This is a genomic window from Cloacibacterium sp. DMC96, assembly GCF_056313765.1.
Genome location: NZ_JBQUZQ010000001.1, coordinates 1,694,006 through 1,708,938, shown reverse-complemented (window position 1 = coordinate 1,708,938; position 14,933 = coordinate 1,694,006). Strand labels below are relative to the sequence as shown.

Here is a 14,933-nt window from a genome sequence, read left to right as displayed (position 1 = left end):
TTCTACTGGTGTTCTGATTTTTCCAAATATAATAAAATTTAGAAATCTCACTCCATAAAAAACTCCCGATGGATTTCGGGAGGATAAATGGTATTAGTTCAGGCGAAAAATTTAAGTGTTGATATAGTGGGTAAGATTTTCGATGACGTCTTTTTGGTGCAATAAAACTTCGTCTAGAAGGTCTTTTACAGAAATGAGACCGATGAGCGTTTCATTTTCTACCACAGGCAAATATCTCACATTGAGTTGAGTCATGATTTCCATACATTTTTCGATGGGGTCATTTTTAGAAAGTTTTGGGAGGTCTGTTCTCATAATTTCTCTTACTGGAAGTTGCTTAGAACTTTTGTTGAGGAGAACAACTTGGCGTGCGTAATTTCTCTCCGAAAGAATGCCGAGATATCGTGTTCCTTCCATTACAATAACAGAGCCTATGTTTTTGTCTGCCATTAATTTTAAAGCTTCGAAAACGGTTTTTTCAGGTTCGATGATGGCGAGTTCTCTTGATTTTCTATCAAGAATGTGTTTTATAGTTCTCATATTCATGTGGTTTTAGTGTGTTTCTAAAATTAATAAAATATTTTGAATATGAAATAGTTAGCGAAAAAAAATCTAAAATTTTTGAGAAAAATATCAGTTTTCGGTCCAAGAAATTCCGCCAAGATTTCCGCTACTCATCATTAGGAAAGCAGCATTTGATTTTTCTAGATTTTGCCAAAAATTTTTCAAATCATTCGCATTGGTAAAAACCTGTAAATTTTCCTTCCCGAAAGATTCTTTAATCAATTCAGGAGAAATGGGAGTCATGTTTTTAATTTTCAAAGCTTCCAAATCATAGAAAACCACCGCTTCATCGAGTTTGGCTAAAGTATTTTTGTATTGAGGCAAAAACGCTGGATTGAGAGAAGAGTAGGTGTGGAGTTCTAGAACGCCAACTTTCTTCATGGCAGGAAATTGTTCTGCAAAGGCTTCTACAGATGCTTTCACTTTGCTCGGAGCGTGAGCAAAATCTCTGTACAAAATCACATCATCATTTCTTTTTACCTTTTCTAAACGTTTTGATGCTCCAGAGAAACTCATCATGGCTTCATAGAAATCTTCGTCTAAAATGCCCAATTGATTGCAAATAAGCCTTGCTCCTTCTGTATTCAGTAAATTGTGCTTTCCGAAAATTTTAAGCGGAATTTGCCCCATTTCTGTCTCTACGGAAGTTTTTCCGTTTTGGGTTTCGTAGTTGGGCGTTTTGTAAGGCATTTTTCTGAAATAATTCTCCGCTTCGTCTACCAGTTTTACTAAGTTTTCATCTTCTTCATTGTACACTAGAATTCCACCAGAAGTAATATTTTTAATGAAATTTCTGAAAGCTTCTACATATTCTTCTTCCGTTTTAAAAACATTGATATGATCCCAAGAAATCCCAGAAACCAAAGCGATATTAGGATGATAATGCAAGAATTTCGGACGAGAATCTATCGGGGAAGAAAGATATTCATCTCCTTCCAAGATGATGAAATCATTTTCTGAAGAAAGTTTTACCATGCAATCAAAACCTTCTAATGGCGCTCCTACCATAAAATCTGTGTCGAAATGATGATATTGCAACGCATGAAGAACCATAGAAGTAATGGTAGTTTTCCCGTGAGAACCTGCAATCACCACTCTGGTTTTTTCTTTGCTCTGCTCGTATAGAAATTCTGGATAAGAATAGATTTTGATGCCCAATTCTTGAGCTTTCAAGAGTTCTGGATTCTCTTTTTTGGCGTGCATTCCTAAAATGACTGCATCTAAATTTTCAGAAATTTTCTCAGGAAACCAACCTAAATTTTCAGGAAGGAGTCCGTTTTTTTGCAATTGAGAAAGAGAAGGTTCAAAAATAGCATCATCTGAACCTGTGATTTGGTAACCTTTATTTTTGAGCGCTATGGCAAGATTGTGCATCGCAGCACCGCCAATTGCAATGAAATGAATGTTCATTTTTTTAATGGAAAATTGAAAATGGAGAATGAAAAATGAAAAAAATAAATTTTCTAACTTCTCATTTTGCCTTATTATTGAGGATTTTCGTCTTTTTTCTCTTGTTTTTTGCGCTCCTGATATTCTTTGTCATAATCGTGAAGTACGTTATGTTCAGGAGTTTGCTCGATGGCGTGCATAATTTTGTTAAGAATATCTTCCGCCTTTTCGTTGTCGTAGTCTATATCTAGTGGCGCTTTAAATTGCATGGTAGGTTCTACACCTGTCACTTTTACTCTCAATCCTTTTTTGTCAAAAGCTCTACGGAAACCATTAATTTTAATAGGAATAACGATAGAACGTTGTTGCTGAACGAGTTTAGCTGTTCCTTTTCTACCTTGTGCAAAAGCAGAAGTAGTTCCTTGCGGAAAAGAAATCACCCAACCATTATCTAGCGCTTTCAGAATATTTTCTACTTCTCTTAAATCTACCATTCTGTTTACATTTTTTCCTTCGGCGCGCCAAGTTCTTTTTACGGTAACAGCTCCTGCCAATTTAAAAATTCTTGCCAAAATCCCTTTATTCATGGTTTCTTCTGCGGCTACGTAGTAGAAATCTACTTTTGGATTTAGCAGGTAAACAGGATTTTTGATGGTGTTCATATATCCATTATTTACGGCACAGAAAACGTGGTACATTGCTGCTACATCAGCAAAATACGTTTGGTGATTAGATACGAACAATACATTGGTTTTCGGGAGGTTTACCAAATGCTCGGTTCCTGTAATTTTCAGTTTGTTGAACCCATTAAATCTTCTGTAGGAAATCATTCCCAAGATGAAGATGATAAATCTCTTTAAAAAGTAAATATTCCCGAAAGAATCTGTAAAAATGCTTTTCTTCGCCATTTTCAAGCAGCTTGAAGCCAAATTTTATTAAACACAAATGATAAAAACGCTATTGTCTAGTATTGATAAAATAGACAGCGGACTTTGCAAATTTAAACATTTTTTAGCAACTCGTTCAATTCACTCAAAATCATAGAAGTGGCGCCCCAAATTTTATGGTTTTGGAAATCAAAATAAGGAACTTTATATCCATTGGTTCGTGGCAATTCCATGGTTAAAGGTGGTTTTGGCAAATCTCGTATCACAGAAAGTGGAACTTCTAAAATTTCTTGCACTTCGGTTTGTTGGTGATTAAAATCTGGCCAAGATTCGGTGTAAGACAGAAAAGCATACACAAAAAAATTACTTGGTGGGATATAAATAGGAGAGAGTTCTCTCACAATTTTGATTTGTGAAGTGGTAACGCCTATTTCTTCCCAGGTTTCACGGATGGCGGTTTCTGCAAAGTCTGCATCGGTGTCATCTTTTTTACCACCAGGAAGCGAAATCTGCCCAGAATGTCTGTCATTCTCATTGTGCGTTCTGTGGATGAGCGGAAAGTGCCATTCTCCGTTTTTGGGATAGAGTAAAATATTGACGGCGGCGTATTTAGGATTTTTGGCCAAAATTTCTTCTTGCGTGAGCAGAGAACGATAAGGTGGCGCATAGATTTTTTGCGCATCAAAACCGCCCAACTCTGCATCTTGCAACTGCTGTAATAGTATTTCTAAAGAATTTTGCATTGCTCAAAAATAGGGAATTTTTAGCAGAGCTTGTTTTAAAGGATTGTTAAATGTTGATAAGATTTTCTCGAATCAAGTTAGGGTCTGAGTTGAGTTTCCTTTTACATTTGTTCGTGGTTTGTTCGTGATTTTGGGTACTTTTCCGAGGCTGATTCGAAGGAAACACGAAGAAACCACGAACAAACCCCAAACTTGACTGCTCTTTTACCCGAAGTAGAGTAGAAGTTCTTTTATAGAAAAACCTCTGCGAAAGCAGAGGTTTTTGGGTTTTTTATTGAAAGTCACGGATTATAAATCTGGGAGATTGGGTAGTAGCGAAACCATTATTTGGCAAAGTAACCACTTTTAAATTCATAACTTTCTGCAACACATTCAAATGTATTATCCTTAAAGAAAAATATAAAATGCTTCAAAGGTTTATTGTCTCTGTTAGGCAAAAGAATCAAGTTGTTTTTTGGAAAATCATTTTGCCAATCAGACTCAAGCTCATAAAATTCTCCCCATGGTAAATCAGATTCTTTATAGCGATATTGTTCTCTAAAATAACCTTCTTCATTCATACCATTTAGGGAAAACTTGTGAACTCTATTGAAAGTTAAAATTCCTTTTTCATCTTCTTGAAAACTGTCATAAACAAAATAATTAAGAAAAAATTCAAGTGTTACTGTAGTATGTTCAACAGTAATTTTAATTTCTGGCGCATTAGGTTCAGCATTCCAGTCAATATTTAGTTGTTTATATTTCATTATGGTTTTCTGAGTTATTAGCGCTAACACTCAAATAGACGAAGTGTAAAAAATTTATAATCCGCTATGCAAAGTCTCCTGACTTTGCGTCAGTCAATTCACTAATACTTCTCTGTTTCCAAAATTTATTTGCTACTTTTTATCATTGCTCAAAGTTGCAAACTTTGCGCAGCGGGTAAGTGAGACTCACGGATTATAAATCCGCGAGATCGGGTGATCCGGTTGTTACCAATCTTCTGATTTTATTTTATATTTACTAAAGTCAAAAAGATTGGAAAATGTATAATCGTATATTTTTGCATCAGAATTTAAAAAGCCTTTTCGAAATTGAGACTTTTTTAAGGCATAATAAGATAGAGGTTGGACAGCGTTTGCAGACATAATAGTAATATCCCCACCAGACAAATTATTAGTTGTTTTTAGATTTATTCCATTTAATGAAGCTCTATATTTTCCTTCTTTGAAATCAATAATAAATTGTCCCGAAATAGTTGTATTCTGAACATAAAAAGAAGTAGTCAAACCAGAGTTTCCTGCCCCTTTGTAATCAGCGGTTATATTTTCTATTTCACCAGTAACTGAATTCTCTAAAAAATGTAAATTTTTGAAAATACCATTTGATTTTAAAATGCTTTCAACTTCTTGTCTAGTCATTTTAGTTTCAAAAACTTTTTGCCATTCAATTTGATTGTTTTGAGTAGATAAATTATAATTGTCTTGTGCAAAACTGAATTGAGATATAAAAGAAAAAATTAGGATTAAATATTTCATTTCTATTAGTTAATGTTTATTAGTTTATAACAAATTTAATTAAAATAAATGATAAAAAATCACCGATTAAAAATCCGCGAGATCGGGTGTTCGGGTTTTCGTTCATTTGTTTATTCGTTTAAAAGCCTTGAAAGTATTAATGAAAAAATATCTGTGTTGGTTGAAAATCTAATTAATGGATTACGCCCCGCATCTTTAGATATTTCTACGCCGTCTGAATAAGGTGTAAATGAAAGAATTTTTTGCAACTTAATATTTGAGTTTTTAGATTGTCCGATTAAAATAATTCTTTTGTTAGTCAAATACATAGACCCATAATCAATTTGTTTCCATTGTTCACTTGTAATTCTTTGAGGTTTAATTGTACCAACTCTATACCTTACGCCCTTCATTATTTTAATACTTGCTGTCGTTCCACTATAATTTATTCGTTGAGTAACAGTTCTCATTTCATACCATTCGCATTTAGTTTGAAAATAACATTTTTCGTTTTTCTCTAGTGAAAGTGGAACATTAATTTCTGGGATTTCACCGTTTTCGATTACCCAATAAAGTTTATATCTATCTAACTTGGATTTAATCTTATCATCAATTTGAAGTTTAATGTTTAGGTTTTTACTAATTAACTCAAGTTGCTCTTCTTCTTGCGGTGAAAGTCTTTCATCCGAAACAGCTTTGTTAAAAAAATCTTGTACAAATTGTCCTCTTACTTGTTCAGATATTTTGTTGGCAATGTCGTCAGAAAGTTTTAAATCATTTTGTAGTTTAATTAAAAAGTCTTCTTCAGATTTGTCAATTATTCCATCTGAAACAATATCTTTCATACTTTTATTATAAATAGCACCAGCAATTTTATTATGTATTTCGTTTATATCTTTCTCGGTCAAGGATAAAATATCTTTTAAGTGCTTTAATTCTTGTAGTTCAGTTTCAGAAAGAACTTTGTCAGTCAAACAATATTTTAAATAGTCTGTGTATAGTTCAGTAAGTGCGCTATTACATTTCTTTAATACATTTGCACCATATCTTGTCACAATTTCTGAAATGTCACTTTGAGTTACTTTCATTAATTGTTTTTTAGCTAAAACATTATTCACTTCTAATACAAAATTCTGTGGTAATTTTTTCTTCAATAGTTTTTGGAAGAATGTAGGTCTTTCCAAATCTTTAAAATTATAAATTTTATTCATATTGTTTTAAGTTTAAGAAATGTTGGTTTTGTAATTCCAAATCACTCAAATTGACAAAATTTAATTGTAAAAACCTTATAATTGATTGTAAAGATTTAGTTGAATTTGTTATTTAAGTTTCTTGCTTATTAGTTTCTAACAAATATAAACAAAAAAATCGCTGCATTTCTGCAACGATTTTATAATTTTTAGAAATTTTCTTCCTCTCTAACTCTCCTCAAGGAGAGAACCGAAAATTTCATATTACTCATTAATTCGAGTAGCTTATGAGTTCTTTTTTGTCTGCATCGTAGAGTCTGTACTCCAGATATTTAAAAGAATCTCTTGGGATAATGGTTACCCATTTTTTGTACTTGATAAACCATTTCATTTGTTGGCTCATCAATCCTTTTGTAAGATATGCTTCTACAAACGGATGCGTGTGTAGGTATAATTTGCCCTTGTTTTTGGTAAAGAAATCTTTGATGGTTTCTTCCATGCGTTCTACCACAAAAATAGGAGCCAAGATTTCGCCGTCTTTGTTCGGGTTTTCTTCTTTGGTGTCTATTTGTTTTTCTGGTCTTACACGTTGTCTGGTGATTTGTATCAAACCAAATTTACTAGGCGGTAGGATTTTGTGCTTTGCTTTGTCGCGTTTCATTTCTTCGCGCAAGTGTTCGTAGAGGTCTTTTCTGTGGTCAGGATTTGGCATGTCTATAAAATCTACCACAATAATTCCGCCCATATCTCGCAGTCTGAGTTGTCTTGCAATTTCTGTAGCAGCCATTTTGTTCACGTTTAGGGCGTGTTCTTTATTGGCAGTGCCAGAAGAAATGTTGTTCCCCGAGTTCACGTCTACTACGTGCAGTGCTTCTGTGTGTTCTATCACGAGGTAAGCACCTTTAGAACTTGGGATGTTTACGTGTTTTCCAAAAGATTGTTTCAGCTGTTTTTCTACATTGTAATATTCCAGAAGTGGAATGTGAGAATCATAAAATTGTACAATGTTTTTTCGTTCTGGAGCAATAACTTCAAGATAATTTTTCATATCGTTTACCATTTGTTCATCGTCACAAATGATAGAAACGAAATCCTGATTGAAATTGTCTCTCAAAATAGCCGAAGCTTTGTCTTCTTCACTAAGAACTTTGGCAGGGGTTTTATTTTTTTGGATATTTTTGAAGCAAACATTCCATTTATCAACCAATTGGTTCATGTCATTATGGAGTTCTGCTACTTTTTTTCCTTCTGCTACTGTTCTGATGATTACACCGAAACCTTCAGGCTTTATGCTTTCGATAAGCGTTTTGAGCCTTGCTTTTTCTTCGGTGCTTTTAACTTTTTTAGAGATAGAAACCTTATTATCAAAAGGGATGAGTACTAGAAATCTACCAGTTAATGAAATCTGGGTAGAAATTCTGGGACCTTTTGTAGAAATAGGTTCCTTGGTAATTTGCAATAAAACTTCGTCTTGAGCAGCCATTACTTTGTCTACAGTGCCGTGCTTGTCTATTTCTGGCTGAATTTGGAAGTTTTTAAGCGAAGAAGTTTGTTGTCTTTTGGATACCGTATCCTGTAAAAACTTGCGATAGGTAAGATACTGCGGACCGAGATCCTGATAATGCAAAAAAGCATCTTTCTCGTAACCTATATTTACGAAAGCAGCATTGAGATTGGGAGCTAATTTTTTAATTTTTCCCACAAAAATATCGCCTACTACAAAATCTGTATTCTGCTGTATCTCGTGGAGCTCGAATAATCTACCGTCTTCAATAAGGGCAATTTTAGAAGCATCATCTTCATAAGAGATTATTAATTCTTTCTTCATTTTCTAAAATTTCTTTTTAAAGTTTTTAATTAAAACAAAAATATAGTTAGTGCTCATTATAAAGATAAAAACACCAACTATATTATATTGTATCTAAACAGAAAAGATTATTTTTTCTTATGTCTGTTTGCTCTTCTTCTTTTCTTTCTTTTGTGGGTAGCCACCTTGTGTCTTTTTCTTTTCTTTCCGCTTGGCATAGTTAGAAATTTTTAAAAGTTAATATTTGAATTTTTTTTGAACCTAAATTATAAATTATTTTACAGCAACCTTAGTTTTAACTTTTTCTACGAAAGTTTTAGAAGGTTTAAAAGCTGGGATGTTGTGAGCAGGAATGTTGATAGCTGTATTTTTAGAAATATTTCTACCTGTTTTTGCCGCTCTGGTTTTGATTACAAAAGAACCGAAACCTCTTAAATATACGTTATCTCCATTATACATAGAAGTTCTGATCTCCTGCATAAAAGCTTCGATAACTTTTTGTGTATCATTTTTTTCTATTCCTAATTTGCTTGAGATGGTGTTTACCAATTCTGCCTTTGTCATTTCCTTTTTTGTTTTTATTTTTGGTGTGCAAATATAAAAAATATTTTTTGAAAAAGAAGAACAAATATACTGATTTTCTAAACATTGGTTTAAAACTCTTGAAATGGTATGATTTGAATGCGAGAGATTTACCTTGGCGAAAAACGAAGAATCCTTATCACATTTGGGTCTGCGAAATCGTTTTACAGCAGACTAGAGTAGAGCAAGGCAAGAATCATTACCTGAATTTTGTAGAAAGATTTCCTAAGTTAGAATCATTATCCAGTGCAGAAATAGACGAAGTTTTACTCTATTGGAAAGGTTTAGGTTATTATTCACGAGCGATTAATCTTCACAAAGCAGCACAACAAGTGATGGAAGATTTCGGAGGAGCGTTTCCAGACTCCTTTTCTGAAATTTTAAAACTAAAAGGCGTGGGAAAATATACTGCAGCTGCGGTTTCTAGCATTTGTTTTGATGAAAAAGTTCCTGCCATTGATGGGAATTTCTACCGAGTGCTAAGTAGAGTTTTTGCCGATGATTTTGATGTTTCCTCGCCGAAAGCATATGCATATTTCTATGAATTGGCTTTACTCATTATGCCTGAAGAAAATCCGGGAAACTTTAACCAAGCGATTATGGATTTGGGTTCAGAAATTTGTAAACCTAAAAATCCACAATGTGAAATTTGTCCCATTCAGGAAAATTGTCTGGCCTACGAAACGGGAAAAGTGCTGGATTTTCCTGTGAAATCTAAAAAAGTAAAAGCGGTAGATTTAAAACTACACTATTATTATATAATGTATGAAGATAAATTCCTCATCAAACAGCGAGATGATTCCTTTATTTGGAAAAAATTATATGATTTCCCGGAAAGTATTTCTCAGGAATTGGAAGATTTTGTAGTGGAGGAAAAAACGGTGTATCATAAACTTACACACAAGAATCTTGAAATCAGTATTTCTAAAGTGATTTTGCAGGATAAAAAAGTTTTTGAAAACTACGCTCAGAAGCAACAATTGCAGATTACAGATTACGAAAATTCTCATCAGAAGTCTTTTCCGAAACCTTTAGAAAATTATTTGAAGAAAACGTTTGAAAATTAAATCTTTAAACTTGATTTTCGAGAAAATTCTTCCACAAAAAATTCTTACTTTTGCAGAATGTTTAAAAAATTAGCAGTCATTTTGTTAGCGTTTTCTGCATTGGCTTGTAGTGAAGAAGCAAAACCTAAACCCAAAGGTGAATTGCGTCTAGAATATCCACGGCCTCATTATCAAGCATTTACTAATCCATGTGCTTATACTTTTGAATATTCAGATTTTGCAGCAATAGCAGATGCTAAACAAGCATGTTGGTATAATTTGCGTTATCCCAAAATGAAAGCCAATGTTTTCATTACGTATTTTCCGGTGAAAAATGATTTTGATGCGCACGTAAAAGAAGTAGAAAAAATGGTGTACGGACATACCATTAAAGCTTCAGCTATCGAAACCAAGTCCTTTTCTTATCCAGAGAAAAAAGTGTATGGAAATGTGTATGAATTAAAAGGAGAAAGTGCTTCTAATATTCAGATTTTTATCACAGATAGCACCAGACATTTTGTCACCGCTAATTTATATTTTAATACAAGACCAAAACCAGATTCACTCGCACCAGCAGTAGATTATATTAAAAAAGATTTGCTACACATGATTGATACTTTCCAGTGGAAGTAGTTTGAGTGGGAGAGTTGGAGAGAAAAAATAATATATAAAAAACAATAAATAATATCTACATATGAAATTATTAGCAGTAGGAACTGTAGCATTTGATGCCATAGAAACGCCTTTTGGTAAAACTGATAAAATTTTAGGAGGAGCAGCGACTTACATAGGTTTAGCCGCTTCTGTAATGAAAACAGACGTGAGTTTGGTTTCTGTAATTGGTGGAGATTTTCCACAGCATTACTTGGATATGATGACTTCTAAAGGAATCAATATCGATGGAGTAGAAATGATTAAGGACGGGAAAACATTTTTCTGGAGTGGGAAATATCATAACGACCTTAATTCTAGAGATACTTTAGCTACAGAACTGAATGTTCTAGAAAATTTCGACCCGAAAATTCCAGAATCTGCAAAAGATGCCGAAGTTTTACTTTTAGGAAATCTGCATCCTGCTGTGCAATTAGCCGTGTTAGATAGAATGGAAAAACGTCCACAATTGGTAATTTTAGATACCATGAATTTCTGGATGGATCTTACTTGGGATTTATTATTGGAAGTAATTGCTAAAACAGACGTTATTACCATTAATGATGAAGAAGCACGTCAGCTTTCAGGAGAATATTCTCTGGTAAAAGCAGCGCAAAAAATCCACGATATGGGACCAGAATTCGTGATTATCAAAAAAGGAGAACACGGAGCATTGTTATTTAATGATGGTAAAATCTTCGCAATTCCAGCATTGCCATTAGAAGAAGTTTTTGATCCAACTGGAGCTGGAGATACATTCGCAGGTGGTTTTGCAGCGTATTTGACTAAAAAACAAGAATTTGCTTTCGAAGAAATGAAATCTGCATTAATTGTAGGTTCTGCAATGGCAAGTTTCACGGTAGAAAAATTCGGAACGCAACGTTTAGAAGAAGTTACCGAAGCCGAAATGATTGGCAGAATAAAACAATTTAAAGAACTTACCACTTTCGAAGTGAAACTTTAAAAACGTTTTGAAAACGCAGATTACCATGAATTTTCAACTTTTATTAAACGCAAAGTTTATAAAATTGAAATAAAATATCAAGAGAGCAAAGTTAGATTCGCTAGCGAATTGATAAAGCGAACGCTTAAAACGAATTTATTCGTATTCTTTGCTCACTAAAATTGTTCATAGGATTAATAAAATCTTTGCGTTGCATAAAATTTAGATTGCAAAATAATTTTAAGAAATAATTAACTCCCTTTTAAATTTTATTTGAAAGGGATTTTTTTTAGCTTTGAGGCTGTAAATTTTTGGAAAGATGAACGTTAGGATTTCCAAAAGCAAATGAAAATTGAAGAAAACATGAAAAAAACGTTAAGTTTAGTCCTCTTTTTAGCTTTTGTAAGCTATCAATCACAGTATCTTATTATAGGAAAAGACAGTATTTCTGTAGATAAATTCAAAACCGAAAATAAATATGGTTTAGAAAATTCTGGCATAGAAAATACCGTGAAAACGTATGTAGATTTTAAGTTGCTCCAGAATTTTGCTCTAGAAAAAAGAGCAGACACTTTAGGCTATTTCAAAAAAACAATGGCTGAAAAAGAGCAACAACTTAGAGAAGAGAGCTTTTATCCTAAAGAAATCATGCAGTCTTCGCTTCAGCAGTATTTTTCATCCAACTTGATTGAGAAGAAAATTCAGGTTTTCTATGTAGAAAAAACAGCTGACGATAAAAATGATTACAACCAAATTTACAATGACGTAAAATCTGGTAAAATTACCTTAGAAAAAGCGATTATAGATTACACCAAACAGAAACCAGAGCCATTTTTTGTAAAATCTGGCAATGTAGATGTAGAACTGAATAGGCAACTAGAACTTTTGCAGCCTGGTCAGTTTACACAATTGGTGAATAGCGCTACAGTTGCGGCTTTTGCGAAGTTGGTAGACAGAAGACCATCATTAGGTTATATTATTTTTGGAATGATTTCTTATCCTAAAAATGAGGAATCAGAAAAAATAAAATCTCAAATTTTTGAAGCGCTGAAATCTGGAAAAAAATTCGAGGAAGTAGCACAATTATACGGTTCTACAGAAGCTGAGAAGAAAAATGCAGGTGTAGTTATGGGTTCTCCGGTTTTGCCAGACGTAGTTTATGAAGCCTTCAAAAATAAAAAACAAGGAGAATACACCGAACCTATTTTAATTGGCGAAAAATATTTTGTGTTCAATTTGTATTCGGTGGTTCCTTATCAAAGTTCAGAAAAATACAATCCTATGTTCATTAGAGACATGATGGACTCGCCTTTTGCAGATGTAGCGTATAATAAATTGATAGAATCTTTGGTTAAATCTACAGATTACAAAGAATTCCCAGATTTCAAAAAAATTAAGAAATCATATCAGGATTATTTGGCTTTTAAAAATGATAAAGCAGTTCTGTATCAATTCAATAAAGATGTTTTCACTTTTGGTGATTTGAAAACGCTGTTGTCAGAAAATTTTAAAAATGCAGATAAATTAACGAAAGAACAATGGTCTGCTTTCCTAGATTCTAAAAGGGGAAATGATGTTTTTGCCGTTTATTCTAGAGATTTTGTCAAAAAGCCAGAAATTAAAGAACAATTGTTAAAAACTCAACAAAACTTATTGGCAGATTTTCTTTTTAGCGAGTGGATTGAAAAGGAACTCACCAACAAGCCAGAATTATTGGATGATTATTTTCAAAAAAATCAACAAAAATATATTTGGGAAAAAAGAGCTGATGCAAGAGTGGCTATTTTAACCGATTCAAGCATAGAAAAAGATATTACCAAAGAAATTAAAGACGCTAAAAATTGGGACGCTCTCAATAAAAAATATTACGGAAAACTGAATGATAAGCAGCAATTGATGGTGCATTTCGAAAAAGGTGAAATGTCTGAAAATGCAGAAGTTTTCCAAGTGAATAAAGTTCCTTTCGAAAAAGGAATTCAAAAAGTGAAATTGGGAGAGAGATTACTCATCATCGCTATTGATGGAATTTTACCGAGTTCACCGATGACCAAAGAAGAAGCCATGGAAGAATTAAGAGCAGATGTAAGAGAAGATATTTTAGCAAAAACGATTGCAGAACAACGCCAGAAAACAAAAATTGTAATAGAACCAAGTTTTAATGCTGAACTTGAGAAGAATTTTAAGAAATAATTATAATAAAAATTATAGGAAATCTCGCAGAGAATCATAATTTTGCAAATCAGTTAAAAATTTAACAATGATTAAAAACATGAAATATTTATTTGCATTGAGTTTTTTGGTAACCCTCATTTCTTTTAATGCAAATGCACAAGTGAAAAAAGGAGATTTAGTAGATGGAATTTCTGCAGTGGTAGGAGACGAAATCGTATTAGAATCTGATATTTTAGAACAACAAAACTACGCTATTCAACAAGGTGCTGCACAAACCAATAAGTGCGAATTTATGGAGCAGATTTTGAGCAATAAACTTTTAATTTACAAAGCGAAAAAAGATACTCTTATTCAAGACAGAACAGCTGCAATTAGAGCACAAGCTGGGGATAAATACAATCAGATTTTATCTCAGTTTCCGTCAGAAAGAGCGATGCTAGATTCTTATAAATTCCGTTCTTCTTACGAAATGAAAAACATTATTGAGAAAATGGATATTGATAACTACTATGCTCAATCTAAATATGCGCTAATTACCGATAAAGTAAACATCACTCCAAACGAAGTAACCGATTTTTACAATGCTTTCAAATACCAATTGCCGCAAGTAAAAGATGAGGTAGTGCTTTCTAAAATTGTAATGTTTCCTAAACTTACAGATGCGCACAAACAAGAAATCATTGATAAACTTAAAAAAATCAAACAAGATATCTTAAACGGAGAAACTTTCGAAAATAAAGCAAGAATCTATTCTGATGATCCAGGTTCAGCTGCAAATGGTGGTTTGTATACCAACATTGGAAGAGGAAAAATGGTGAAGATTTTCGAAGCTACTGCGCTTAATCTTCAAGAAGGAGAAATTTCTGATCCTGTAGAATCTGAATTTGGTTTCCATATCATTCAATTGGTGAAAAAGTCTGGTAAATTGTACGATGCAAGACATATTCTTTTAAAAGCAGAACCAAATGCTGAAGAAATTGCCACTGCAAAAGCAGAAATGGAACAAATTAGAAAAGATATCCTTGAAGGAAAAACTACTTTTAAAGATGCTGCTTACAAACATTCTGATGATAAAAACACCAAGTTTAATGCAGGGGTAATTCCAGCGGAAGATGGTTCAGACAGACAAGAAAAAATTAATCTTCCAGCAACTGTTGCTTATCAAATTGCAGGGGTGAATAAAGGAGATTTAACAGAAGTTTTCATGGATGAACTCAATCAGAAAAAAGCGGTAGTATTAATGAAAGTAAATGACATTATTCCAGAACATTCTCTAGACATTGCTACAGATTTTGAAAGAATTAAAAGTTTTGCTCTTGATAAAAAGAAAAGAGAAAATTTAGAAAAATGGGTAAAAGAAAATCTAGCAGATACTTTTATCTCATTAGACAACCGTTACAAAGATTGCCAGTTTAAAACCGACTGGAACAAAGCAGCAATCGTAAAATAATTTTAAAAATTTA

At 33.1% G+C, this 14,933-nt stretch carries 14 protein-coding genes; 5 read left to right on the top strand and 9 right to left on the bottom strand.

Annotated elements, in window-relative coordinates; all coding sequences use genetic code 11:
* Nucleotides 1-111 precede the first annotated feature (111 nt).
* The 9 genes from ACT53I_RS07640 to ACT53I_RS07600 form a co-directional block, all read right to left on the bottom strand.
* Nucleotides 112-540 carry a CBS domain-containing protein gene (locus ACT53I_RS07640; protein WP_476079199.1) on the bottom strand — a complete coding sequence of 143 codons (429 nt, stop codon included), beginning with the start codon at nucleotides 538-540 and terminating at the stop codon, nucleotides 112-114.
* Nucleotides 541-633: 93 nt separating this feature from the next.
* Nucleotides 634-1,974: a UDP-N-acetylmuramate--L-alanine ligase gene (locus ACT53I_RS07635; protein WP_476079198.1), complete on the bottom strand. Its 1,341-nt coding sequence runs from the start codon at nucleotides 1,972-1,974 to the stop codon at nucleotides 634-636.
* Nucleotides 1,975-2,048: 74 nt separating this feature from the next.
* Nucleotides 2,049-2,861 (bottom strand): lysophospholipid acyltransferase family protein, encoded by an 813-nt coding sequence (locus tag ACT53I_RS07630; protein WP_476079197.1) that lies wholly within the window; start codon nucleotides 2,859-2,861, stop codon nucleotides 2,049-2,051.
* A 92-nt stretch (nucleotides 2,862-2,953) separates the two neighbouring features.
* Complete coding sequence (locus ACT53I_RS07625) at nucleotides 2,954-3,583, bottom strand: NUDIX hydrolase (RefSeq protein WP_476079196.1); 630 nt, start codon at nucleotides 3,581-3,583, stop codon at nucleotides 2,954-2,956.
* Between the two features lie 323 nt (nucleotides 3,584-3,906).
* Entirely contained in the window at nucleotides 3,907-4,329 is a 423-nt protein-coding gene (locus ACT53I_RS07620) for a hypothetical protein (protein WP_374451264.1), read from the bottom strand.
* Between the two features lie 225 nt (nucleotides 4,330-4,554).
* Nucleotides 4,555-5,100 (bottom strand): hypothetical protein, encoded by a 546-nt coding sequence (locus ACT53I_RS07615; RefSeq protein WP_476079195.1) that lies wholly within the window; start codon nucleotides 5,098-5,100, stop codon nucleotides 4,555-4,557.
* Nucleotides 5,101-5,210: 110 nt separating this feature from the next.
* Entirely contained in the window at nucleotides 5,211-6,290 is a 1,080-nt protein-coding gene (locus ACT53I_RS07610) for a hypothetical protein (protein ID WP_374451265.1), read from the bottom strand.
* Nucleotides 6,291-6,540: 250 nt separating this feature from the next.
* Nucleotides 6,541-8,097: an Rne/Rng family ribonuclease gene (locus ACT53I_RS07605; RefSeq protein ID WP_476079192.1), complete on the bottom strand. Its 1,557-nt coding sequence runs from the start codon at nucleotides 8,095-8,097 to the stop codon at nucleotides 6,541-6,543.
* A 252-nt stretch (nucleotides 8,098-8,349) separates the two neighbouring features.
* Entirely contained in the window at nucleotides 8,350-8,640 is a 291-nt protein-coding gene (locus ACT53I_RS07600; RefSeq protein ID WP_069797137.1) for an HU family DNA-binding protein, read from the bottom strand.
* A gap of 47 nt (nucleotides 8,641-8,687) precedes the next feature.
* Here ACT53I_RS07600 and mutY point away from each other — a divergent pair, with 47 nt between their 5' ends.
* From mutY to ACT53I_RS07575, 5 genes are all read left to right on the top strand, one after another.
* Nucleotides 8,688-9,725, top strand: a complete 1,038-nt coding sequence (mutY, locus tag ACT53I_RS07595; RefSeq protein ID WP_476079187.1) for an A/G-specific adenine glycosylase — start codon at nucleotides 8,688-8,690, stop codon at nucleotides 9,723-9,725.
* 57 nt (nucleotides 9,726-9,782) lie between these two features.
* A complete protein-coding gene (gene gldD, locus ACT53I_RS07590; RefSeq protein ID WP_476079184.1) occupies nucleotides 9,783-10,337 on the top strand; it encodes a gliding motility lipoprotein GldD in 555 nt (184 codons plus the stop codon).
* A gap of 61 nt (nucleotides 10,338-10,398) precedes the next feature.
* The gene (locus ACT53I_RS07585; RefSeq protein ID WP_476079180.1) at nucleotides 10,399-11,319 is read left to right on the top strand and encodes a PfkB family carbohydrate kinase; all 921 of its coding nucleotides are present in this window, start codon (nucleotides 10,399-10,401) and stop codon (nucleotides 11,317-11,319) included.
* Between the two features lie 342 nt (nucleotides 11,320-11,661).
* A complete protein-coding gene (locus tag ACT53I_RS07580) occupies nucleotides 11,662-13,488 on the top strand; it encodes a peptidylprolyl isomerase (protein WP_476079176.1) in 1,827 nt (608 codons plus the stop codon).
* 79 nt (nucleotides 13,489-13,567) lie between these two features.
* A complete protein-coding gene (locus ACT53I_RS07575) occupies nucleotides 13,568-14,920 on the top strand; it encodes a peptidylprolyl isomerase (protein ID WP_476079173.1) in 1,353 nt (450 codons plus the stop codon).
* Nucleotides 14,921-14,933: the final 13 nt, after the last annotated feature.